Source organism: Aporhodopirellula rubra (genome assembly GCF_014192335.1).
Classification (GTDB): Bacteria; Planctomycetota; Planctomycetia; order Pirellulales; family Pirellulaceae; genus Rhodopirellula; species Rhodopirellula rubra.
Map to the genome: position 1 here is coordinate 1 of NZ_JACHXU010000002.1, position 21,436 is coordinate 21,436.

Below are 21,436 nucleotides of genomic sequence, written 5' to 3' on the forward strand. Positions count from 1 at the left end.
TTGCTGCAGGTATGCCGGTGCGAATTGCCGAAGGGCCTCCGCAACCGTGGGCATTTGCGTGAGCGGTTTTACTCGCCGCTGCCCGGTAGCCTATCAAACAGCTTTTCGATTTGTTCGCGAGCATTCGCCTCGGCCGTATCTGTAAAATGCAGGTAGACCATCGTGGTCTGCAGCGACGAATGCCCCAAGTACTTTTGAATCACCTTTAGTCCCACCCCCGCTTCGAGCAAGTGCGTCGCATAAGAATGACGCAGCGTATGGATGCTAACCTTTTTTCCAAAGCGAAGCTTCTTTGTGATCAGCTTCATGGCTCCTTGAACGGCCGTTTCGCTCATCGGAGTCGTCGCTTGGCTGATGCCGTCTTTGGCGAGGCGGTGGTTTCGTCCATCTGCCGGAAACAGCAGGCGGGGGTGCCGGTGACTTGTCCAGTAGTTTCGCAGAAGTCGAACAGTCGTCGTCGGCAGCGGCACATACCGGTCCTTGGCTCCCTTGCCACGATGGACATGAACCCAGCCTCGCTCGGCGTCGATGTCGCTCACCTGCAGATGCAACGCTTCATTGAGCCGCAGCCCCAGCGAATAGACGGTCCAGAAATAGACGAACATCCGCCGCGTGGTCGCTGAGCCGATCAGTTCATGAACCTGACCGATCGTCAGCACCTCCGGCAACGTGGTGATGTTTTGGAGTTTGAGCATCTTGATGATTTCCCAGTCACGCTTGCAGGTATGCGTGAAGAAGAACTTGATGCCCGAGAAGGCCACGCGGAGTGATCCATAAGCAAAGTTGCGATCGTTTTTAAGGTGCAAGAAGAACTGCCGTACATGCTGCTCGGTCACCTGATCGGGACTGCAGCCGGCGAAATCGGAGAGCTGCCTGACCGCTCGGATGTAGCCATCGTGAGTTCGCTTGGCTTTGCCGGTCAGGTGCAAGTCTTCGGAGAGTCTCAGGCGAAGACTTTCAGGGAAGTGGGCTCCAGGTACATTTTGCGGACTTTTTGAGCTAGAATTGGACATGTTGTGTTCCTTTTCAGGAGGAGTTGCTGAGCTGTTCCCAGCGAACAGCTCCTCCTGAAAGGTTGCTTCCAACAATCCGTCACGCGTCCATTCCACCACCAATACAAAACCGCCGCGCTAGCGGCTTACTTGAACCATTCGTTGCACTCGAGCTGGCCGGATCGCGGCTATCCAAACTCGTCGCAATGACTTCCGGCGGAGAAACCAACACGGCCGCGGCCGGCAAACGCACTTCACATCCGCCGAGCGGTCCACGCAGATTCCTCGCCATCAACCGCACGTCCATCGACGGTGGCTCGGTCGGCGATTCCCACTGCAACTGAGTTTCTGATTCGACTTCGATCAGGTCTCCCGTGTCACCGGACGGCCCCGCCGACGCCACCCAGCGCAACGCGATCACCCCGCCGTCGCACTCGATCACAAAAACGTTGGAGGTATCGATGCGCCGCACCACTTCCCTGCCCGATCCGACAACGTCCAGAGACGCGATCGAAACCGATTCGCGATCAACAGGACGCAGCCGCATTTGCATCGTCGTGGGCACCGACGGCAATTGAATCGGTAACCATGCCTGTCGTGGCGGCGTCGACCACAACCGAGCTGACATTTTTAACGTCACCAGAACCAACGGTGGCTCACGCGGGGCAGCCGACTGATCGAGGACAGACTCCGACGGAATGACCAATTGATATCCGCCCGCGCTACTCCACGCGTTCGCTTCCCCACCAATCGCTTGACGCAGTGGGCTGGGGAACGTCGATGGTAGCGTTGAGGATTCCGCGGACGGACCGACGATCGGACTCATCGGAGTGCCCGTTTCGGCGGCGTCGTTCGTGACCGCGGCACGGCCCGCAACCGTGAATGACGTCGGCGGAGGCAAACGCACGTAAGCCCCCGGAACGATTTGTCCACGATCCTCACCGGATCCCTGTTTCGGATCGCTGCCGTCTAGAAAGCGAACCTCGGCGGCTTCGATCAAGTGAGCCCCCGCGAATCCGATATCGACGACGACGGCCCGGCCGGCCATCTCACGCACTGCGGCCGCTTCCAATCGGATCACCAAATCCGCGTCCCATTGGGCACGTGTGGGTTCCACCGTCCCGTCGACCGTTAACCTTTCGAGCGTCGAGACACGATCACCCGAACGCATGCCGCGATCGAGCTTTCGCAACCGGTCGATTTCCTCGAACGACATCCGCGGCATCACCACGGGCGTATTCGATTCGTCTTGGAACAAAAACGCGTCCGGCTGAATCCCCTGCAACTGTTCGGGCCACGGATTGGATTCTTGAAACAACCCTGGCGGGGGCAACGTTCCAGGCCCCTGGGAATGAACCTGCGTCGCGCCCCAAACCGCCAACACTGCGATCGTCATTACGAAAGCCGTGCAACGATCAATGACGCGGCGTGCAGCACACAACCTCGTCGAACGAATTGCAGGTTCGGAAGACAAAAAAATCACTGCGAAAACCAGTGCGGCGAATCATCACGCGGGATCACTTGGGGGGACGTGAGCGTGAAAATGCGATCGAGGAAAAGGAATAGACAACGGCGAAGGGTCGCTGTGAACCGGCCAAACGACATTGTCCACTCAGTCTACGCAAATTGGCTGACCGGCAAAGCGAATTCTGCCTTTTTGGTCCGGCATCGGACGTACGAATCGCCGAAATAATCGTTACAAGTCGAAAAACCTTCGCATTCCGCCACTCGTCAGGACGCGAAAGCTCGGCCGACGGTTCGACCGACCCTGCACGAACTCGATACCAGACCAGGAAACCACGCCATATCCGCCCCCACTGGGAACGAGCCTTCTTGACTGACACCCTCGCCCAAAAATCCACACGGCGTATTCCTATGCGGCGCATCGCTAAAACCGCGACTGCTCCCACGGGGCAACCACACATGGAGGGCTAATTTCACCGCGGAAGTCATCCGACCGCCCCACCAACGCCGGGTCTATGGACTTCGCGTTATCGCAGGGAAGTCATGCGGTCCATCGCTAAATGCCTCTTCGGTGAAAACCTGCCCCAATCAAGGTGCGATCGAAACCAATTTCGTTTACAATCCGTCTAGCTCGCAAGACTCGAGTCTGCTCGCAACCGGCGATGCTCCCGAGTTCCCGCGAGACAGTGGGTCCAACAAACCCTGTTTGGCCCATCCCTCCAATGTTTCCCACCCCCTCATAATCCCACCGAATGCTCGGCGGCGATTGTTGCTACCTCCATTGACTTGAGAACAACATGGAAAACTCGAAGCAGACCTCCGCGACCTCTCCCATTATCACCCCCAAGGCTGCGATTGAAACGTCCGATTCTCGCCGCGGATTCTTGAAGAATTCCTCCGTGCTCGCAGGCACCGCTTTGGGCGCCGGAGCAGGCCTCAGCGCGATGGCAATCCCCGCTGCACACGCCGCCGGCGATGACGTGATCCGTTTTGTCGTGATCGGTTGCGGTGGCCGTGGTAAAGGTGCCGCCGACAACATCATGAACACAAAAGGCAACGTCAAACTCGTCGCCGTTCACGACGCGTTCGAAGGCAAGTGCCGTGAAGCTCTCAATCAACTCGGACGTCGTCACGGCGACAAAGTCGATGTGCCCGAAGACCAAATCTTCACCGGACTGGACGGCTACAAGAAAGCCATCGACACCGAATGCGACCTCGTCGTGATCGCAACCCCACCGGGATACAAACCACAACAATTCGAATATGCCGTCGCCCGTGGACGTCATATCTTCATGGAAAAACCTGTCGCGACCGATGCCCCTGGCGTCCGTCGTGTTCTCAAGGCCGTTGAAGAATCCAAGAAGCAAAACCTGATGGTCGGCATTGGGCTGCAGCGTCGCCACGAACCCTCCTACATGGAAACCGTTGCACGTATCCATGACGGCGCCATCGGCGACGTGATCTCACAACAGGTTTACTGGAACGGCGGCGGCATCTGGTACAAGAACAAGACCGACGACCAAACCGAAATGGAATTCCAAACCAATAACTGGTACCACTTCAACTGGTTGTGCGGCGATCAAATTTGCGAACAACACATCCATAACCTCGACGTCGGTTGCTGGGTCAAGGGAGCCTACCCGGTTGAATGCAACGGCATGGGCGGTCACCAACAACGTGAAGGTGGCGACGGTTCGAAATCTCAAATCTTCGACCACACGTTCTGCGAATACACGTTTGCCGACGGCACCAAAATGTTCAGCCAAGGTCGCCACCTCAAGGGAGCCTGGAATCACGTCGGTGAATTCGCACAAGGCACCAAGGGAACAGCTAACCCGAGCGGAGAAATTGGTGGCCCGAACGCATGGAAGTTCGAAGGCAAACGGGTCAACGGTCACCAACAAGAGCAGCACGATTTGATCGAAGCTCTGATGCGTGGCGAGATCTACAACGAAGGCGAATACGGAGCCCACTCCACATTCACTGCAATCCTCGGACGCGAAGCCTGCTACTCGGGCAAGATCGTTCGATGGGATGATCTCCTCGAGAAAGGCCACGACCTGGCTCCTGGAATCGACGAGTACACCCTGCAATCGACGCCACCGGTTGTCCGCGGCGACGACGGCAAGTACCCCGTGCCAGTCCCAGGCAAGTACAGCCCGTTTGCTTAAGCGGACGAACCTCCCGCGTGCAGCGTTTCTATGCGGCCAACACTCCAGGGCCGCGAGGTTTCACGAACGCGGAACTGTACCCCAACTTTCGCTCGCGGTTGCTCATCGATCCGAGCGAACACGGTACTGATCCAATCATTGAACGCGGCGTCCTTCAGGGCGGCCGCGTTTTTTGTTGCCAAACTCTTAAAACCGGATGCGAACACCGACGGCTTCGGGATCCGTCGATTGCATGATGGTGCTTTCGCGAGGCCTCACATCTATCACGAAGCAAGCCTCCCACGCGACAGTCGAACAGCCGCACGTTCCCCCGATCAACACGACAGCGTCCCTCCGCACGACCTGCAACGACACAAGACCGCAGGATACGTTCGTTCACCGAACCCGTCATTTCGGTTGCCCAGTGCAACGGCTGCCGGTTAATTAAATGACATTCGCCCGCAATGGATGAAGGCACCGAAAGCAAAACGCCCGCCTAAACAGGCAGATAAAGGGGGACACACGCTCCGTAGTTTGCCGCGTTCGCAGATCACACGTGACCGGCCGACGGCCTCCATTCGTGGGCACACCGTTTCCCGCGACGCAAATCGCGCGATCGGCAAATTCCTCACTTGGTCAGCCCGTTGTTCACGACGGTTCAATTTTCTTCTTCGCACAGGGTCACAATCTCCACCTGCTGGCTACAATGACCACCACCCAACCCGTGACATGCCAACCTGATTTTGCAACGATGGACGAACATTCTGTCATCCTCGTCGACCGATGCCGCCAAGGCGATCAAGCCGCTTCGCAAGAACTGTTTGATCGGTACGTCGCCCGGTTGATCACCATGGTGCATCGCCGGATGAGTTCGCGGTTGACCCGCCGTGTTGACGCCGAGGACATCGTCCAATCGGCGTTCCGCAGTTTCTTCGTCGGTGTCGAGAACCAAAAATTTCATATCGACCAGACCGGCGACCTGTGGCGACTACTCGTTGTCATGTCCCTGAACAAACTCCGTCGTCGCGTCGCCCACCACCAAGCCGCCAAGCGTGGCATGGACGCCGAGCAATCGGTTGCCAATTTGCCCGGTGACGAAAACGTGAGATGTTTCGAAGCCGCTGCCATGCAACCGCTGCCCGATGCCGCGGCGGCCGTAATGGAGGAATTTGATCACCTCACCGGTGATCTGGACGAACATCAAGTCGAGATCATTCGGCTGCGGATGCAGGGCTTCGAAATGACCGAAATTGCCGATCAAGTCGGACGCAGCGAGAGGACCGTTCGTCGTTTGCTCGACAAGATGCGGTTGCGTTGGCGCGAACGACTCGACACGTTGGCAACATGAATTCGGCAAACATCGATCATGATCCCTTCGGCGAAGATGACCGACGTGAAGAAGCTTTGCTCGATCAATTCGAATCGCAATGGATCGACGGCACACCTCCGGACATCGATTCCTTTCTGAACGACAACGTTGACGACGTTGATCTGCGAGAGCGGTTGCTCGTGGAGTTGGTGCGACTCGACTTGGAGTATCGCTACCGCTCGTCCGATCACGCTATCAAAACGCTGCGTGAATATCTCGCGGAATACCCTTCGATCACCGCGACGGCAGATATGATCGAAGACGAATGGCGACTTTGCCAACGCCAAGGCGAATTGCCAACTCTCGAGCAGTGGCGTGAAGACTACCCGCCGACCGCATTCGCATCGCCACGCGCCTACGCCGAGTTTTCACAAAAGCTGCAAGGATGGTTCGCGGATCTCGACGACCAACCTGAGGCACCGGCACCGGAATCCACACCGGCACCAAACCAATCCGCCTCCCATGAAAGAGAGCAGTCGGGGCCGACCGAGGACCCTTTGCATACGCTCGTCGGATCGTCCAATGTGTCAATCACCGGTTCCGGGCCCACCGACAGTTGGCACGGATTGAGGCCTCGGTTCAAACGTGAAATGTTGCTCGGCGAAGGCAGCTTTGGTGTCGTCTGGAAAGCCTACGATCAACAACTCCAACGACACGTTGCGATCAAAACGCTGCACCCCGAATTGGCGAGCAACCTGTCCCATCGTGACGCCTTGGTCGCTGAGGCACGCACCGCCGCCGGGTTAGACCACCCCGACTTGATGACAATCTACGACGTCATCGTCGACAGCGGACATGTGCACTTGGTCATGCGGATGGTCGACGCCGAACCGATGGACTCATGGTGGACCGAGTTTTGCCGCAACGCATCCAACCCTGACGACCGCGTACTCGCCGGTGTGATGGCACGGATCAGCCGAGCCGTTCATCACGCTCACCTGTCGGGTTTGATTCACTGTGACCTCAAACCACAAAACGTGCTGATCGACTCGCGAGGAAACCCCACCGTCCTGGACTTCGGGCTGGCCATCCGCCGCTCGGATCAGGAAACACTCGCCGGAAAAGTCTTTGGCACGCCGGCATACATGTCACCCGAACAGAGCTTCGGCGAAACGCATCACCTCGACGGTCGCAGCGACGTCTGGAGTCTCGGCGTGATGCTGTACCGATTGATCACCGGTCAATTGCCCTTCAGCGGCTCGACGACCTCACACGTGCTCGAGGCGATTCAAACCCGCAGCGTCGTTCCGCCGGGCCAACTCCGCGACGACATCCCCGATGAGCTCGCCAAAATCTGTTTGCGGTGTTTGTCTAAACGCGTGGAAGATCGCTACGCCACAGCCGCCGAACTCGCCAACGAATTGCAGCGGTTCGCCGACGAGGCACTCAGTTCGATGTTGCACTCGGGACATTCCATCGGCCAAGGAAGATTGGTCGGTTGCCCATGGAGCGAACCGGACTTGGTCGGCCGCGACGACGTGATCGAATCCGCGGTCCAGTGGCTCGACGACACCAACAACCGATTGTTGACCCTCACCGGAATCGGCGGCATCGGCAAAACACAAACGGCCGCGGTGATCGCCAAACGTTTGGCACCACGAACCTCCGGCGACATCATTTGGGTCGACGCCGCAACGGCGATGGACGCCGATCAGTTCGCCTCGTCCGTTTTGGCCGCGCTCGGTGTCACCCAACAACCCAACGAACCTTCTCGGCGACGCGTCGCCCAAACCATCGCCGTTCGCGGACCGGTGACTTTGGTGCTCGACAACGTGGAACAAATCGTTCGCACCGCCGCTGAGCAAATCAACGATTGGCTGTTGCGCAATCCCGCCGTGCGTCTGATCGTCACCAGCCAATTGCCGCTGCGGATCCGCGGCGAACGCGTCGTGACGTTGCAACCGCTCACAACGGACAAATCCGAACAAGCCAGTGAGCTGTTCATCCGCCGAGCCGAGGCCGTCAAACCCGGACTCGAAATCACTGCAGCGGCCAAAGAAGACATCCGCGAAATCTGCCGTATCGTCGATGGCAACCCGTTGGCGATTGAACTCGCCGCCGCCCGCGTGGGCGTGCTGACGATACCGAATTTACGCAAACGGCTGAGTCAATCATTCGGTGTGCTCAAGAGCAACCGCGCCGACCGTCCCGACCGCCATCGCACCCTGAGCAGCGTGGTGAGATGGAGCGTTGATCTCCTCAATCAGTGGCAGCTATCCACGCTGAGAGCTCTCGCCATTTGGCCGGCACCGGTTCCGATGTCGGTCGCGGAATCACTGATCGCGTCGAACGTCGACGACTCGCCGGAAAACGTCTCGATCGACGACGATCCGTTAGACTGGATCGACGAACTGCGCGAACGGCAATTGCTGCGTCTACGCGATGACGACGAAACGATCCACATCCACGCGGACAACACCGTCCGCCGATACATTCTCGAAACGATCGCGAGCGAAACACGCAACCATACCGCCGCCGGAATGCTCGATTCCCTGTTGAGCGATCCGGTGCCGTTGTCCGAGATCGATGCCCGGCACTTCGCGACCAATTTGTGGACCGCTGCCTCGTGGTTAATCGAATCCGACCAATCACTCGACGACGCTCGCGGTTCTCAGTGCGTCCGCGCGATTCTAACTGCCGACCATCTCGGCGCCGACCAACTCGACAGCCGATTGCGAATCGAACGCATTGAAAAAGGTCTCACGCTCAGTTCCGGAAACGATCGGATCGAACTGATGGTTCGATTAGCCGACGCCAAACGGTTAGCCGGTCAAACCGACCACGCCGAACGGTTGTGCCGCAACCTCCTCGAACACTTCGCCTCTCCCGACGCGACAAAATCGGACGAACCATCTCCTAGCATCCCATCGCCACGAGATCCACGCCTGCTCGAACTGGAAGTGGACACGCGTTGTTTGTTGGCACAGATCCTTTTCCGGCACAGCCGCGGTACCGAAGCCGTGGGACTTCTCGAACCCATCCTCGACTCGGACAACCAGGCTCAAATCGATGACGCCACCCGGCTCGAAGTAATTTTGGAACTCATCGAGACCAACCGTCGACTCGGACACCTCGACGTGGCGACCGAACTACTCGATCAGGGACAACGAATCGCCGACTCGGTCATGGGCGACGCATTCAGTCCACTCGCCAATCGCCGCATCACGACAGCCGTCGCCGACGCGATCAAGAGTTTCATCCCCGGCCTAACGGTGCAGGAAGGAAAGATCGCGTTGCAACGAGGACGCATCGCCGAAGCACGCAACCTGTTCGACCAAGCACTCCGTCAGCAAACTCGCGTCGAACACCGATCCGACCCTCGCCACCTGCAGCAAGCCTTACTCGGACGAGCCGCCGCGTCGGCCGAAAGCGGTGACTACGAATCAGCCGAAAACGATTACGATCGCTGCCAACGAATCAGCCGACGACTCGGCGACCTCCCCACGCTCGCTCAATCACTCAATAACCGTGCCCTCGCCGCAGACGACGCTGGCGACAGCAAAAAATGTTGCGAGACGCTGAACCAGGCACTCGAGATCTATCGCCAACTCGACGACTATGTTGGCATCGCGATCTGTCTCTCGGCGCGAGCCGCGGCACTCTTGCAACTCAACCGCATCGAAGAGTCCGCCGAGATTCTAACCAGTTCCGAAGTCACACAGCACATTCCACCGGACTCGATCCATCAGGCCATTGTCTGGGGCGACCTCGGCACCGCTTATCGTCGTCTCGGCCGACTCGACGAAGCGAGCCATTGCCTAGACGACTGCATCGCAAAACTCGACGAACTGTGTGTCGGTCAAACCGCAGAACGACTGCTGTATGAAGTCGAACGATCGCTCGTCCGACGCGACCTCGGCGTTCAACCCGCGATCACCGCAGCGGATCGTGAAGAACTCTCGACACTCGTCGATCACTGGGAAAAACAGACATCCACCCGCAGCCGCGTGCGTGGTGCGATCGATAACTTCACCCAACTGCTCTCGTCCGGCTAACGGTTGATGCCGCGAGAGGGTCCTCAACTTTTTTGCGTTAACGAAACGAGAGACGAACACGTCTGCGTGGCAGGATCGACATCGGCATCGCGAAGTCTTCGAATGTGATGAAAAATCACCCGCCTCGATCGCTGCCGCACCAACCGCCACCGCATCTTCGCCTCAGAGATGCAATTCACATAGATCGCGTCTCCACTCGAAAGTGGTCCACACAGACCTTTTCAATTTCGGTTGGCGAACTCTAGAAATCCTATTTGGCTCGTGCTACAGCGTGCGATAACACGCTCGCATGGTCACGGCGCAGATTCGCCCCAACGCCCTTCTCATGCCCAATCCAACCCCATCGTTGGCATGCAGTTTGCGACCCTCTTCATCGACAGTAAACCGAAGCGGAGTTAACAACATCATAGTGCAGCATCGTCTGCACAGTACTCCAGGCGTCCAGTCTGCCGCGCGACCAAACCGCGATGTGGTCGCAGTCCAGGCCACCAATCTGCTGCGTGCTCTCACGGAGACACGACCGCAATGCAGGCTGCCAGCCTGCAACACCCGACGCCTCCAATTGTCAACTCCCGCTTATGACAACCGAAATTGCATGGCACCACATTGCCACGCAATGAACTTTCAACAGGAGACGAACATGAAGACGCTCAATCAAAAACGTGCTCACCTTCGTACGCTAATCGCTTGCGCCGCGATCACCCTCGGCCCCGCCGCGACGATGCATCGGGCATCCGCCCAAACAGGCGACTATGACCGCGAAGACCAAGGAAGCAAAGTCGAAGACGACGCTTGGTACGACGTGTCGGAATGGTTCGATGGCAATGACTACAATCCAACAGACGAAGCGATCGGCCGTTGGGACGATGAAGTCTGGTCGTACAACGATGCCAGAACGAGCAGCGATTCCGACAACGACAACCTCGTTATTGATGCCGAGACGTTCTACGGTGACGACTACAACGAGAGTTACGAAACCTACGAAGACCGCGATCAGGACGGCAACTACGAGCGTGCGTCCCGATACGTCGACAGTGACGGCGACTATCTCAACGATGCGTATGTGACGTACGAAGACGCTGACAATGACGGCATGTACGACACCTACGATTACAGCCAGCTATCACAGACCACGCAGTCAGCCGTTCATCCGAGCAACGTTGCTCAGTCGGTGAAGGAAGGCCTCAGCGGCAAACGCCACACCGTCAGTGGCACGGTTGAAGATCATAAGATGGTCAAGCGTCTCGACAACCTTACGTTGATGCTTCATGTGCAAAGTGATGACGGCGAAAAGATCTGGGTCGACCTCGGATCGCAGAGCCTAGACACACAATTGTTTAAAGGCGACCGTGCCGAATTTCATGGCCCCATTATCAAACGAGGCAACAAACAAGTCTTGCTCGCCACCGAAGTGACCATTCCGGAAGCAGGCAGCATGAAAATTGCCCGCATGGGACATGAGTACAATGGCGTAGTCGAGTCGACCAAGACCGCCAAAGTACGTGGCCAGGAGCATCACGTCGTCAAACTCAAAACAGACGAAGGTAAAAAGCTAACCGTCGACATGGGCGACGTCGCCAACAACAAAGCACCGAAGAAGGGTGACAACATTTCGATCACCGGAGTCGCCGTCAAAGTGGGTAACCGAGTCGTTGTCGTTGCGGATCAAAACCGCTCATAGGCCACCGCCCCGCAGAGACCGTCTACGCGAATGGAATCTCGCCCGCGAGCGACATGCTCGCGGCATAGACAGTTTCAAAATTCGACAACACGCGATTACTTAACCCGATCGCATTGGAGTGACACCGGTCGATTGAGAGTCAATCCATCAACCGGTGGCACTGCTCCACTTCTCGCGAGACTCTCTCGCAATCATGCTATTCACTTGCTTGCGATGAATCTATCTCCAGGAATGCCTCGTTGGCGGGAATCCTCATGATCGATGTACCGCTGTCTTCGATCACTAACATTCCGACGATCTTTTCATCGGATGCTGAAACAACCGGCGCACCGTTCCATAACTCCGGGCTCAGGACCGTATCGAGCACCCGCCATCGCCGCTCGTCTTCCCGTATCTGATCACGACCTATCATCTCCGTAATGATCGTTTCGCTTGACGAACCTCGCGTTTGGCCACTTTCGGTTCTCCATGAGACGGCATAAACGTCTTCAGGTCCGCCGGGATTCCGCATTCGATCTTGGTTAATCGTCTGGCCATCCGTCGGCTGCCAATCACCTACCGATCGGATGAGCCCTCCCTCGTCGCGCTGGAGGCTCGTCAGAGAAATCGGCGTGCGTGTTTCACCGTCGACCACCGTGAGCCCAAACGAACTATCGATCGCATCACCTCGACTGTCAATCAGTGTACCGGGCATCAATAACGCAGTGCCCTCCGCCGGCGTCGACACAACCATTGCCCATGCCGATGATGAACGCGAACGGGTTATGCCAAAGAAACTCTCCTTCCAATCGGCCTGAACGCGAACAGCATGCGGCGGCACTTCAGCGAACTGATTGATCGCCGCGGCCTGCTCGAGCCACTCGTCCCTCATCGTGCGGTGTAATCGGAACACCTCGCCTGGACCGATCGATTCATCGGAGTCAATCGGTCCCGGTGTGATGAACGCGATTCCACCGCGGGCAATCGTCGACAACGATTCGGCGGACAGCTTCAACCCGCTCATACCGAGATCCATCTGAATGCCGCTCGTCACCCAGAATTTCGAGTCCTTCGATAACAACGAAATATGCCGCGCGTCGACGCGGACTCGTGTGTCGACATGACGGGCATCCGGCGACAACGAACAGGCGAGAACCTGCCCCACCTCGATGCCTCGCCACGACAATGGCGAACCCGGGTTCACGCCCCAGCGGTCGTCGCCACGCAGCACGATTTCCAATCCACCTTGATCCGCACCCACGGGCGGTGGCGTCTCCAGTCCGTCAAACTCATGTCGACGTTGATCAGAGTCGCCCGGGATGACACTCAAGTATTTCGATCCGATGGCCGTTTCGAGACCACTGATCCCCTGCACGTTGACTTGCGGCCGAACGATCCAAAACCGTGATCCTTCGTTCGCAATCTGCGCCGCATCGCGTTCCAGAATAACGTGAACGTCGATGCCATCGAGATCGTTTCGCAATGACAACTTGCCGACACGGCCGACCTCGATTCCTCGGTACATCATCACATCACCAACTTTCAATCCATGCCCGCGATCGAATCGAATTTTGATCCACACCCCCGGCTCATCGAGTGCCGCCCAAGTCAAAACGGTCGCGAGCAGAAAAGAGACCAGCGTCACGATCCACATCGGGGACCACGTCATCGAGCGTATTCCACGTCCTCGCGTGACAACGTCGGATACAGGAAACTCCGTTTCACTCATGTGATTCATCCCAAATCGAGTGTGGATCAAAAGATAATGACGCGATCATGCTCATCACCACGCACAACGTGAACGCGATCACAGCGGGACCGAATTGGAACTCGACCAAATTACCGAGTTTGACCAACATGACCAAGAACGCGAGCAGCATCACATCCATCATGCTCCAACGCCCCAAGTGCTCCATCGCACGAAGGGTGAAGGCTTTATGTTTGCGGTGCAAGATTTCGAGCAGGCTCAGCTCAATCAGCAACACAATTTTGGTCAGTGGAAAGATGATCGAAAACAACAACACGATCCCACCGACAAAGAAACTACCGTGTCGAATCAATCCGAACGTGCCGGTCAGAATGCTTTGTTCGCTGTGCTGACCCAACTGTTCGATTTCAAGAATCGGCAGCAACACCGCGGGCCAAAACAACACAAACGCGGCGACGGCAGCGGCCGCCGTGCGACTCGCTCCCTTCTGCGATTGATTCGCGGTCATCAGAGTCGAACCGCAACGCGTGCAGACGGCCCGTTCTTCATCGCTCAACTCGGGTACTCGATGAATCAATCCACAACAGTGGCAGGCGCGGTGATGTTGCATCGTTGAAACTACTCCGTCGGCCTGTCAAAGAGAGACGCCCATCAAACGTAGGCGAATTGTCGCATTAAGCGTCACGTGTTCTAAAAGTCTTCTCGCCAAATCGCGGCTGATCGATTCATTATCGAGAATTCTGGCCCACTCGCATCGCCGGTGCAAGCACGCCACCGACACGCGGCGAACGCGTAAAGGTTGCCTCACCACGTGACACACGCAACACTAAGTACCACGGGTCGTGAGAAATGCCGAAGCACCAACGAAGCGGACGCAGCGACATCGCATTCTCGCTCTCCACTAGCCATTTCCCCCTCTCGATCTTTCAACAGGTGTCCCCATGACGATCAATCGACGGCTTTTCCTCGGCACAACCGCATCCGTTACCGTGGCAACATCTTTCGGGGTGCACACCTCATCGGCAGCGGACAATAAATCGACGGTCAACTTTGCCCTCGTCGGTCTTGGTTCCCTGAGCACCAACCAAATCGCACCGGCCCTGCAAACAACTCAACACGCGAAACTGGTCGGTATCGTCACCGGCACGCCCGCCAAAGAAAAGATATGGGCTGACAAGTACGGCATCGAACAACAGAACATCTACAACTACGACAACTTCAATAAACTCAGCGAGAACGAAGCGATCGATGTCGTCTACATCGTATTGCCCAATGGCATGCACAAAGAATTTACCGTTCGGGGTGCAAAAGCGGGTAAGCACGTCCTGTGTGAAAAACCGATGGCGAACACGAGCGCCGAATGCCGCGAGATGATCGCCGCGTGCAAGGAGAACGACCGCAAACTCGCGATCGGATATCGATGCCAGTTCGAACCCCACCATCAACACTGCATCGACCTGGCTCGCTCCGAAAAGTTCGGCTCACTCAAAGCGATCGAGGCCGGATTCGGTTTCAAGATCGGCAATCCCAATCAATGGCGACTCGATGGCAAACTCGCCGGCGGTGGCGCGATGATGGACGTCGGCGTGTACGCGCTCCAAGCCTGCCGGTACATCAGTGGCGAAGAGCCCGTTTCGATCTCTGCGCAAGAAACCAAAACGGATCCTGTGAAATTCGCCGAAGTCGACGAATCGATCACGTGGACCATGAAGATGCCCAGCGGCGTGATCTGCTACTGCAGCACCACGTACGCGTTCAACGGGATCAACCGATACAACGCCTACGCGGACAACGGTTGGTTCGGCCTTGAACCGGCATACAGCTACAAGGGCATCAAAGGCAAAACCAGCAAGGGCCCAATCGAGCACGAAAACATTGACCAGTTTGCCGCCGAAATGGACGCGTTCGCAAAATGCATCCTCGAAGACCGCGAAAGCACCGTGCCCGGCGAAGAAGGACTACGTGACATGGTCTGTGTGGACGCGATCTACGAAAGCATCCGAACCGGCCGCCACGTCGAACTGCCTCAGGCGTAGGCACAGCCACCGAGAGTAATCATCGCTCCGGGCGTGGTCTCCGGCTCGCTAGGCGAAAACGTCTTCTCGTCTAAAACGAACGCCACGCTCGGTCTGTATTCACCCTTCGGGGATACGACAAGTCTCAACGGACCAGAATCAGAACTCGCGAGATCACGTCGCTACCCGAGCTCGACAACGACTCGCTCGCGGCGTCGACGTTACCTGCCATCGCGTTGAGCGGCATGAAGTTTTGCTCGCCGAGCAGATCACGGAGCGTTTCGAGTTCCTTGTCGTCCGCACCGTTGCCCAACTCCAAACTGATCGGTTGCTGATGCTTCACTTCGGTGGAATCGACATGCGTCAGTTGATCCGTCATGCGGAGAATGGGCGTGTCCGTGACCAGCGACAACCCGACCGACTCAACCGATTCACTGTCTTTAAGCAAATCTAAGAACAGGCGATCGACCTTTTTCGCAGACGCTTGCAAAAAGATGATTTGAAAACTCTCGTCTTGGTCGAACACTTCGGCACTTTTCGCAGCGGCGATCACGTCACGGTTCAACGGCTCGCGGCTGGATTCATCCAACCCGTTTCGCTGCATCGCTTGCGAGAAGACTCCCGTCACGCGGCCCTTCTGACTCAAACGCACGTCGTACACCATCATCGCTCCGGCGAGCGAAGAGCTAGCGAACATCGGCGAATCGTCCGCACCAACCGAAACACTCGACGAGGCATCCACACCGGCAGGCAATTCCGAGGACGCAACCGAGGCCGCTGCGGGCTTCGGCGCCACATCCATCACGTCGACCTTCACCGACGATTCATCCGGCTCAACATCCGGTGTCACTGCCATCATCGATGGTGCCACACCGTTTGGCACAACACCGGCTCCGGTGTTCGGTTCATCTCCTCCAACGACGACGGCAGAAGGTTGCTGATCGATCGACGTCACCTCCGGCAACTCAGCCGGCATCGTTGCCGAACCGTCATCGTTCTGAGCGATTGATTGGATAGAATTCACATCCGTCCGCCCGTTCCAATTCAGCGAGATCAACAACAACACCGCTGCTGCGGACGTAACGACGCCCGCGATGATTCGCATCCGTCCCGACGATGCCAATTCCGATGACGTGCGTGGACGAACGAGATTTGACTCGGTGGTCGATTCAGATTCGATATTCAAACCACGCCGGCGACTCTCGGCGAGAACACGAGAGGCAAAATCGGCGGGCAATCGAGTTTGTGTCTTTTCCGACGAAACAAAAATCTCTTTCAGACTCTGACGGTCGGCGAGCATGGCGTCGTACTGCGACCGGAGCGCAGCGTCATCACGCAATCTCGCTTCGAGCGTTTGCACGTCGTTCTCGTCGAGCCGTCCATCAAGATGGTCGCTGAGAAGTTGATCGATATCGGGAACAGGAGCTGACATACTGTCGGGTCTTCAATAAGCAAGGCGCGGCAATTGATTCAGAGGCGAGTCAGACTCGCATCGATTCGGCGCAGCACATCCATGTGGTTTAAAAAACGTCCGTGTCGGTTGACAAAGCTGAGATGCCCACAAGTCCGGAAAAGTTCCTAAATTAAGGGAAAACCATCTTGGAACTCGATGCTGAAAGCCCCTGGACTGGCCAAAAAACCAAAATTCTGATCGCCTGATTGGGTTCATTTTGCAGTCACGGGCGTTTCGCTGCCCCTTAACGCAAAATTCACAACCGTTGAGCGGCCCGTGCATTTTTTCCGCCGCTCAATCATTTTCACGCACAAAATTTGGACATTTCATTGAGCATTCGATCCGACGCCTCAAGCATCCCCCGAGAAAACGTCCTGCGTTCCAACCGCGAGTGTTACCAGCGGATGACGGCGGCCGACGCGCCGCTGTGCCGAATCGTGTCCGACGAAGAGCTCGCCGAACCGCTCAAGACGGTCGACCGGATCGGCTGGCTCGGCGGAAACATTCGGGGTTGGAAAGTTCTCTGCTTGGCCGCCGGCGGTGGTCGCCAGAGTTGCCTGTACGCGGCGGCCGGTGCGGACGTCACCGTCGTCGACCTCAGCCCCGCGATGTTGGAACTCGATCGCCAGGCGGCTGCACGGCGGAAGTATTCGGTGCGTCTGTTCGAAGGATCGATGGACGACCTCTCCATGTTGCCACCACAATCGTTCGATTTGGTTGTCCATCCCGTTAGCAGTTGCTACCTGCCGGATGTCGCGGCCATCTACGCTCAAGTCGCACGAGTCACTCGGCCGGGCGGACTGTACATCAGCCAACACAAATCCCCGGTCAGTCTGCAGGGATCGATGCAGCGAGGCAACGGACACTACGAACTTCGCCACGACTACTATCGCACCGATCCCGTGCCACCACCGGATATGTCGAACCCGGTATCGAGCCGACTGCGCGAGAGCGGCGCGGTCGAGTTCCTGCACCGTTGGGAACAACTGATCGGCGGGCTGTGTCGCAACGGCTTTGTCGTCGAAGATCTCGTCGAGCCCCTGCACGCGTCCGCCGACGCGGCGCCTGACACCTTCGCAGACCGAGCCCGCGTGATCGCCCCCTATGTTCGCATCAAAGCCCGCCGAAACGTGGCGACCTCCGCCGATTCGAGCGTCCCGAGCCCCACCGAGCCCACAATCTGGTTGCCGCAATAAGTTCGGCACCGGATCCGTTCGCGATCGCCAATCCAGATGCGATCGCCATCGATGACGCGAAATCCACACCATCAGCACGCCCGGCAGGATTCGAACCTGCGACCGTCGCATTAGAAGTGCGATGCTCTATCCAGCTGAGCTACGGGCGCGTGGGGGGGGATCAGGCTCGCTTGATCAGCAAGCCCAGAACGGACACTTTACTCGGCGATCGGGTTCCCTGGCAATCACGGATGATTTTTGCAACGCACGCTCGAAAAGAGTCGCGAAAAGCCTGCCGAACCGCTCTCCCAAAATCGCGATGGTGCGTCCCTACCGATTGAACCTTACAACGCGTCTTCGTTTCGCCGAAGCGATGGGTCACGTGCGCAGACTCAGAGGTCGCGTTCGAACAGACGGCTCAGTTGGCACTAAACGGCGGCGGGAATTGATTGTCGCTCGACCGCTGTGAATGCTCCTGCAGATCGACGTCTTTTTCGCTTGAGCTGACCGACTGCAAATTGATCTCACCGCGATCGATCAGCCAAATCAAGTGCTCCGCACGGGCGTCGACGTCGCTCATCTCCAGCAACTTCAATTTGTCTTCGGGTTCGAACGGGAGCGTGTAGGCGATGATATCGGTGATCGGACCGACGCCCATCTGCCCGGCCATCAATTCATGGAGGCTTTGCTGCGAACCGGCTTTCGGCGGGATGATTTTGCCGAACGACGTCAGCAACCGTCGCTTCAGTTCGTTGCGTTGCCCGGTCGCCGCCGGAACGTAGAAGTCATCGATCAAGTCGACCTGAGCGGATCGGAACGGACGCGTCGTTTCGAGTTCCCGGCGAATTTTTGCCCGCCGCACACCCACTATCAGGATATTGTGCCGGTCACCGGCCAGCTCAGCGTGCGAAACGATTTTTCCGATACAAACGGTCCTGGCGACAGGCGGCGATTCCGCTTCCCCCACCGAGGCGGCATCTAAATACGTCGCCATCGTGATCAGTTGGTCTGTGGCCAACGATTCCCGCAGCATTTCGACATACCGCGGTTCGAAAATGTGCAGCGGCTGCATCGCATGGGGAAACATCACCAACCCCGGCAGCGGAAATAAACGCACCTGTCCGTCAAATTCGTCGGGTAGCTGGGTCACGTCGGAAAACGGATTCATGGCGAACGCCTTCGGGATCACCCCGGCAACTGGGGGCATTTTCGATGAATGCGGGCGGGCGAAACGTTATAAAACGCACACCGCCCCTGAAATATAGCGAATTATGGGATGCGAGACCGGTTACGGCAGGCCGAAACTCGTTAAATTAAGATTTGTAAATCGACACCCCTGACCATCCGCATTGACGAGCGTCATCGCATGATTTTATCCAGTCAAGAATTGCTTTCTCGGATGGGCAAAGACCTCGTAATTGATCCCTTCGATCCGTCGCGACTGAACTCCAACAGCTACAACCTGTCGCTGTATCACGAATTGCTCGTCTACGAGGAAGTCGTTCTCGATGCGGCCAGTCCTAACCGATATCGTCGAATCGAGATCCCCTCCGAAGGCCTGACTCTGCAACCCGGCGTGCTCTACCTCGGACGAACGATCGAGCACACCGAAACGCAAAACCTCGTCCCAGTCCTGCACGCACGATCTTCGTTGGGCCGACTCGGCCTGGTTCTCAACCCCGGCGGAAGTCTCGGCCAGTCCGGATACTGCGGAACGTGGACGCTCGAGATGCATTGCATCCAACCCGTTCGCATTTACCCCGAGATGCAAGTGTGCCAGATCTCCTATCACGAACTGCTCGGCACCTGCAAACCGTGCGACGAAGACAAGTATCAAAACAGCACCGACATTCAGCCGAGCCTCCTGCACCGCGAACTCGGATACGACGACGGCAGCACGCAACTCGAACTGGAACTCAGTTTCGATGAAGCCATCGAAGCGGCCCGTTAGACTCGCCGTTTTGCAGAAGTGGTCATCCTCAATCTGCGGACATCACACGGTGCGAAACCTGGGTTCCGCCATCTACTCAACACGTCTCGCCGTTTGACGGATTCCGTTTTGCAGTAGCTCGAGCGACATGCACTTGCCGTCGGCGCCCATCTTAAACGCGAGGCTCGCCGGAACGACTTTGTAGAACCACTCGGTTTCTGACTTGGCATAGACTTGATGCGTCGGCTGATTCGTAATCCCGACCATCAGTTTGCCGTCGCGAACACGGACGTCGAAAATGAAAGTCGGTGCCAACTGGTAGCGTCCTTCGAGTCGTTTCATCTTTTCTAACGCAACGTCGACCTCGACAGGCGTCTCGGAAGCTGACGAAGCGTCATTGGCATTCGCGAGCTCCACCATGATCCGCGTCGCCAACGCATCCACCGCGTCGCACGAGGTATTGCACAAGATCACCACGGCGATCTTTTGATCACGGTTGATCATCAACATCGAACGAAACCCACCCGTCCCGCCGTTGTGCCAACGCGTTTGACCATCGCCGGCAACGTGCCACCCCAGTCCCATCGCGGAGGCAGAACCGGTGGTCGCCTGATGTTGCCGCCACGCCAATTCGATCGCATCGCCGACGTCACCTTCGGGCGGGTCCAAGTTCGTCTGGGCAAACGTCAACATGTCGTCAATGTTGCTGCGAATGCCACCGGCGCCGGGAAGGTCGGCGAACTCCCACGTGCTCGTTGCATTCAAACCGGCGTCGTGAGGCGTTGCCATTGTCGATCGCATCGAATCACTCAGTTCCACGGAGGTGGCGTCCATCTTCAAGGGGCCAGTGATTCTTTCTCGCAATTGCTCGTCGTACGAACGTTCGGCGTCCCGGCAGATGAGATCCCCGAGCAACGCAACGGCAAAGTTCGAATACACACCTTCGGCCCCCGGTGCCCGGCGGAGCGAATGTGATTTCAGAAACTCGAATGCTTGCGTCGACGTGTACCTCGCGTATGGATTGTCGGACGCGACATCTCGCATGTTGTCGGGCAGTCGCGGCAACCCTGATCGGTGCGTTGCCAAATGCCGCAGCGTAATCGCCGTGTTCTTCCACCTCGGCATCTCGACTCCCTCGGGAAGGAAATCACCGGCCGGTTGATCCAGCCGCATCCGATCTGTAGCAACCGCATCGGCCAGCATCAATCCAGTGAAGACTTTCGAAATCGATCCGATCTCATAAACCGTTTCATCGCTCGCCCGCGGACTTCCTTTAGCGACCGTTCCTACATGCACGGTCAATCGCTGGCCACCCGAGATGACGCCGATCGACATCCCCATAACGCGTTCGGTTTTTACTAAGGGCTCGGCGAGATCGCGAACCCGGCTCGCGAGACTTTGAGCCCCCGCGTCACTGGAAAGGCACAATAGCCCGAGAACAAACATCGCTTTGATACGCAACATGGCGGAGACCGATAACCGTGCAAATGGGGACGCGAATCAATGAGGAAACATCGGCCCGTTG

15 protein-coding genes and 1 tRNA gene are annotated in these 21,436 nt (G+C 57.2%); 7 read left to right on the top strand and 9 right to left on the bottom strand.

Annotation, left to right across the window (positions count from 1 at the left end):
• Positions 1-68: 68 nt before the first annotated feature.
• Both FHS27_RS02270 and FHS27_RS02275 read right to left on the bottom strand, forming a co-directional pair.
• Positions 69-1,109, bottom strand: a complete 1,041-nt coding sequence (locus tag FHS27_RS02270; protein WP_184302314.1) for a tyrosine-type recombinase/integrase — start codon at positions 1,107-1,109, stop codon at positions 69-71.
• The gene (locus tag FHS27_RS02275) at positions 1,093-2,388 is read right to left on the bottom strand and encodes a hypothetical protein (RefSeq protein WP_246419019.1); all 1,296 of its coding nucleotides are present in this window, start codon (positions 2,386-2,388) and stop codon (positions 1,093-1,095) included. Before FHS27_RS02275 ends, FHS27_RS02270 begins: the two co-directional genes overlap by 17 nt.
• 865 nt (positions 2,389-3,253) lie before the next feature.
• Here FHS27_RS02275 and FHS27_RS02280 point away from each other — a divergent pair.
• From FHS27_RS02280 to FHS27_RS02290, 3 genes are all read left to right on the top strand, one after another.
• Positions 3,254-4,627: a Gfo/Idh/MocA family protein gene (locus FHS27_RS02280; protein ID WP_184301271.1), complete on the top strand. Its 1,374-nt coding sequence runs from the start codon at positions 3,254-3,256 to the stop codon at positions 4,625-4,627.
• Between the two features lie 730 nt (positions 4,628-5,357).
• Complete coding sequence (locus FHS27_RS02285) at positions 5,358-5,954, top strand: RNA polymerase sigma factor (protein ID WP_144058867.1); 597 nt, start codon at positions 5,358-5,360, stop codon at positions 5,952-5,954.
• Positions 5,951-9,970: a protein kinase domain-containing protein gene (locus FHS27_RS02290; protein WP_184301273.1), complete on the top strand. Its 4,020-nt coding sequence runs from the start codon at positions 5,951-5,953 to the stop codon at positions 9,968-9,970. Before FHS27_RS02285 ends, FHS27_RS02290 begins: the two co-directional genes overlap by 4 nt.
• A 264-nt stretch (positions 9,971-10,234) precedes the next feature.
• On the opposite strand, the gene FHS27_RS02295 is transcribed toward FHS27_RS02290, so the two are convergent.
• Entirely contained in the window at positions 10,235-10,378 is a 144-nt protein-coding gene (locus FHS27_RS02295; protein WP_184301275.1) for a hypothetical protein, read from the bottom strand.
• A gap of 232 nt (positions 10,379-10,610) precedes the next feature.
• Between FHS27_RS02295 and FHS27_RS02300 the strand changes: the two genes are divergently transcribed.
• Entirely contained in the window at positions 10,611-11,651 is a 1,041-nt protein-coding gene (locus FHS27_RS02300) for a hypothetical protein (protein ID WP_184301277.1), read from the top strand.
• Positions 11,652-11,847: 196 nt separating this feature from the next.
• Here the strand turns inward: FHS27_RS02300 and FHS27_RS02305 are convergent, their stop codons facing one another.
• Positions 11,848-13,359: an MlaD family protein gene (locus FHS27_RS02305; RefSeq protein WP_246419020.1), complete on the bottom strand. Its 1,512-nt coding sequence runs from the start codon at positions 13,357-13,359 to the stop codon at positions 11,848-11,850.
• The gene (locus FHS27_RS02310) at positions 13,352-13,894 is read right to left on the bottom strand and encodes a paraquat-inducible protein A (protein WP_246419021.1); all 543 of its coding nucleotides are present in this window, start codon (positions 13,892-13,894) and stop codon (positions 13,352-13,354) included. Before FHS27_RS02310 ends, FHS27_RS02305 begins: the two co-directional genes overlap by 8 nt.
• A 385-nt stretch (positions 13,895-14,279) precedes the next feature.
• On the opposite strand from FHS27_RS02310, the gene FHS27_RS02315 reads away from it, so the two are divergent.
• On the top strand, positions 14,280-15,374 hold the full coding sequence (locus FHS27_RS02315) for a Gfo/Idh/MocA family protein (RefSeq protein WP_184301284.1): 1,095 nt from the start codon (positions 14,280-14,282) through the stop codon (positions 15,372-15,374).
• Positions 15,375-15,498: 124 nt separating this feature from the next.
• Here the strand turns inward: FHS27_RS02315 and FHS27_RS02320 are convergent, their stop codons facing one another.
• The gene (locus FHS27_RS02320; RefSeq protein WP_184301286.1) at positions 15,499-16,785 is read right to left on the bottom strand and encodes an anti-sigma factor family protein; all 1,287 of its coding nucleotides are present in this window, start codon (positions 16,783-16,785) and stop codon (positions 15,499-15,501) included.
• A gap of 425 nt (positions 16,786-17,210) precedes the next feature.
• Here FHS27_RS02320 and FHS27_RS02325 point away from each other — a divergent pair, with 425 nt between their 5' ends.
• Positions 17,211-18,002, top strand: a complete 792-nt coding sequence (locus tag FHS27_RS02325; protein WP_184302320.1) for a class I SAM-dependent methyltransferase — start codon at positions 17,211-17,213, stop codon at positions 18,000-18,002.
• Positions 18,003-18,077: 75 nt separating this feature from the next.
• On the opposite strand, the gene FHS27_RS02330 is transcribed toward FHS27_RS02325, so the two are convergent.
• Positions 18,078-18,151, bottom strand: a tRNA-Arg gene (locus tag FHS27_RS02330).
• Between the two features lie 248 nt (positions 18,152-18,399).
• Complete coding sequence (locus tag FHS27_RS02335; RefSeq protein ID WP_246419022.1) at positions 18,400-19,149, bottom strand: LON peptidase substrate-binding domain-containing protein; 750 nt, start codon at positions 19,147-19,149, stop codon at positions 18,400-18,402.
• A 198-nt stretch (positions 19,150-19,347) separates the two neighbouring features.
• Here FHS27_RS02335 and FHS27_RS02340 point away from each other — a divergent pair, with 198 nt between their 5' ends.
• The gene (locus FHS27_RS02340; RefSeq protein WP_009096755.1) at positions 19,348-19,932 is read left to right on the top strand and encodes a dCTP deaminase; all 585 of its coding nucleotides are present in this window, start codon (positions 19,348-19,350) and stop codon (positions 19,930-19,932) included.
• A 72-nt stretch (positions 19,933-20,004) separates the two neighbouring features.
• Here FHS27_RS02340 and FHS27_RS02345 read toward each other — a convergent pair whose 3' ends face one another.
• Positions 20,005-21,375 carry a serine hydrolase gene (locus FHS27_RS02345; RefSeq protein ID WP_184301290.1) on the bottom strand — a complete coding sequence of 457 codons (1,371 nt, stop codon included), beginning with the start codon at positions 21,373-21,375 and terminating at the stop codon, positions 20,005-20,007.
• Positions 21,376-21,436: the final 61 nt, after the last annotated feature.

Excerpts from the sequence above, each read along its gene's own strand:
- FHS27_RS02345 (WP_184301290.1), bottom strand. The coding sequence starts at position 21,375 with ATGTTGCGTATCAAAGCGATGTTTGTTCTCGGGCTATTGTGCCTTTCC.
- FHS27_RS02285 (WP_144058867.1), top strand. The coding sequence starts at position 5,358 with ATGGACGAACATTCTGTCATCCTCGTCGACCGATGCCGCCAAGGCGAT.
- FHS27_RS02335 (WP_246419022.1), bottom strand. The coding sequence starts at position 19,149 with ATGAATCCGTTTTCCGACGTGACCCAGCTACCCGACGAATTTGACGGA.
- FHS27_RS02275 (WP_246419019.1), bottom strand. The coding sequence starts at position 2,388 with ATGACGATCGCAGTGTTGGCGGTTTGGGGCGCGACGCAGGTTCATTCC.
- FHS27_RS02340 (WP_009096755.1), top strand. The coding sequence starts at position 19,348 with ATGATTTTATCCAGTCAAGAATTGCTTTCTCGGATGGGCAAAGACCTC.
- FHS27_RS02315 (WP_184301284.1), top strand. The coding sequence starts at position 14,280 with ATGACGATCAATCGACGGCTTTTCCTCGGCACAACCGCATCCGTTACC.
- FHS27_RS02320 (WP_184301286.1), bottom strand. The coding sequence starts at position 16,785 with ATGTCAGCTCCTGTTCCCGATATCGATCAACTTCTCAGCGACCATCTT.
- FHS27_RS02290 (WP_184301273.1), top strand. The coding sequence starts at position 5,951 with ATGAATTCGGCAAACATCGATCATGATCCCTTCGGCGAAGATGACCGA.
- FHS27_RS02300 (WP_184301277.1), top strand. The coding sequence starts at position 10,611 with ATGAAGACGCTCAATCAAAAACGTGCTCACCTTCGTACGCTAATCGCT.
- FHS27_RS02305 (WP_246419020.1), bottom strand. The coding sequence starts at position 13,359 with ATGAGTGAAACGGAGTTTCCTGTATCCGACGTTGTCACGCGAGGACGT.
- FHS27_RS02280 (WP_184301271.1), top strand. The coding sequence starts at position 3,254 with ATGGAAAACTCGAAGCAGACCTCCGCGACCTCTCCCATTATCACCCCC.
- FHS27_RS02295 (WP_184301275.1), bottom strand. The coding sequence starts at position 10,378 with ATGATGTTGTTAACTCCGCTTCGGTTTACTGTCGATGAAGAGGGTCGC.
- FHS27_RS02325 (WP_184302320.1), top strand. The coding sequence starts at position 17,211 with ATGACGGCGGCCGACGCGCCGCTGTGCCGAATCGTGTCCGACGAAGAG.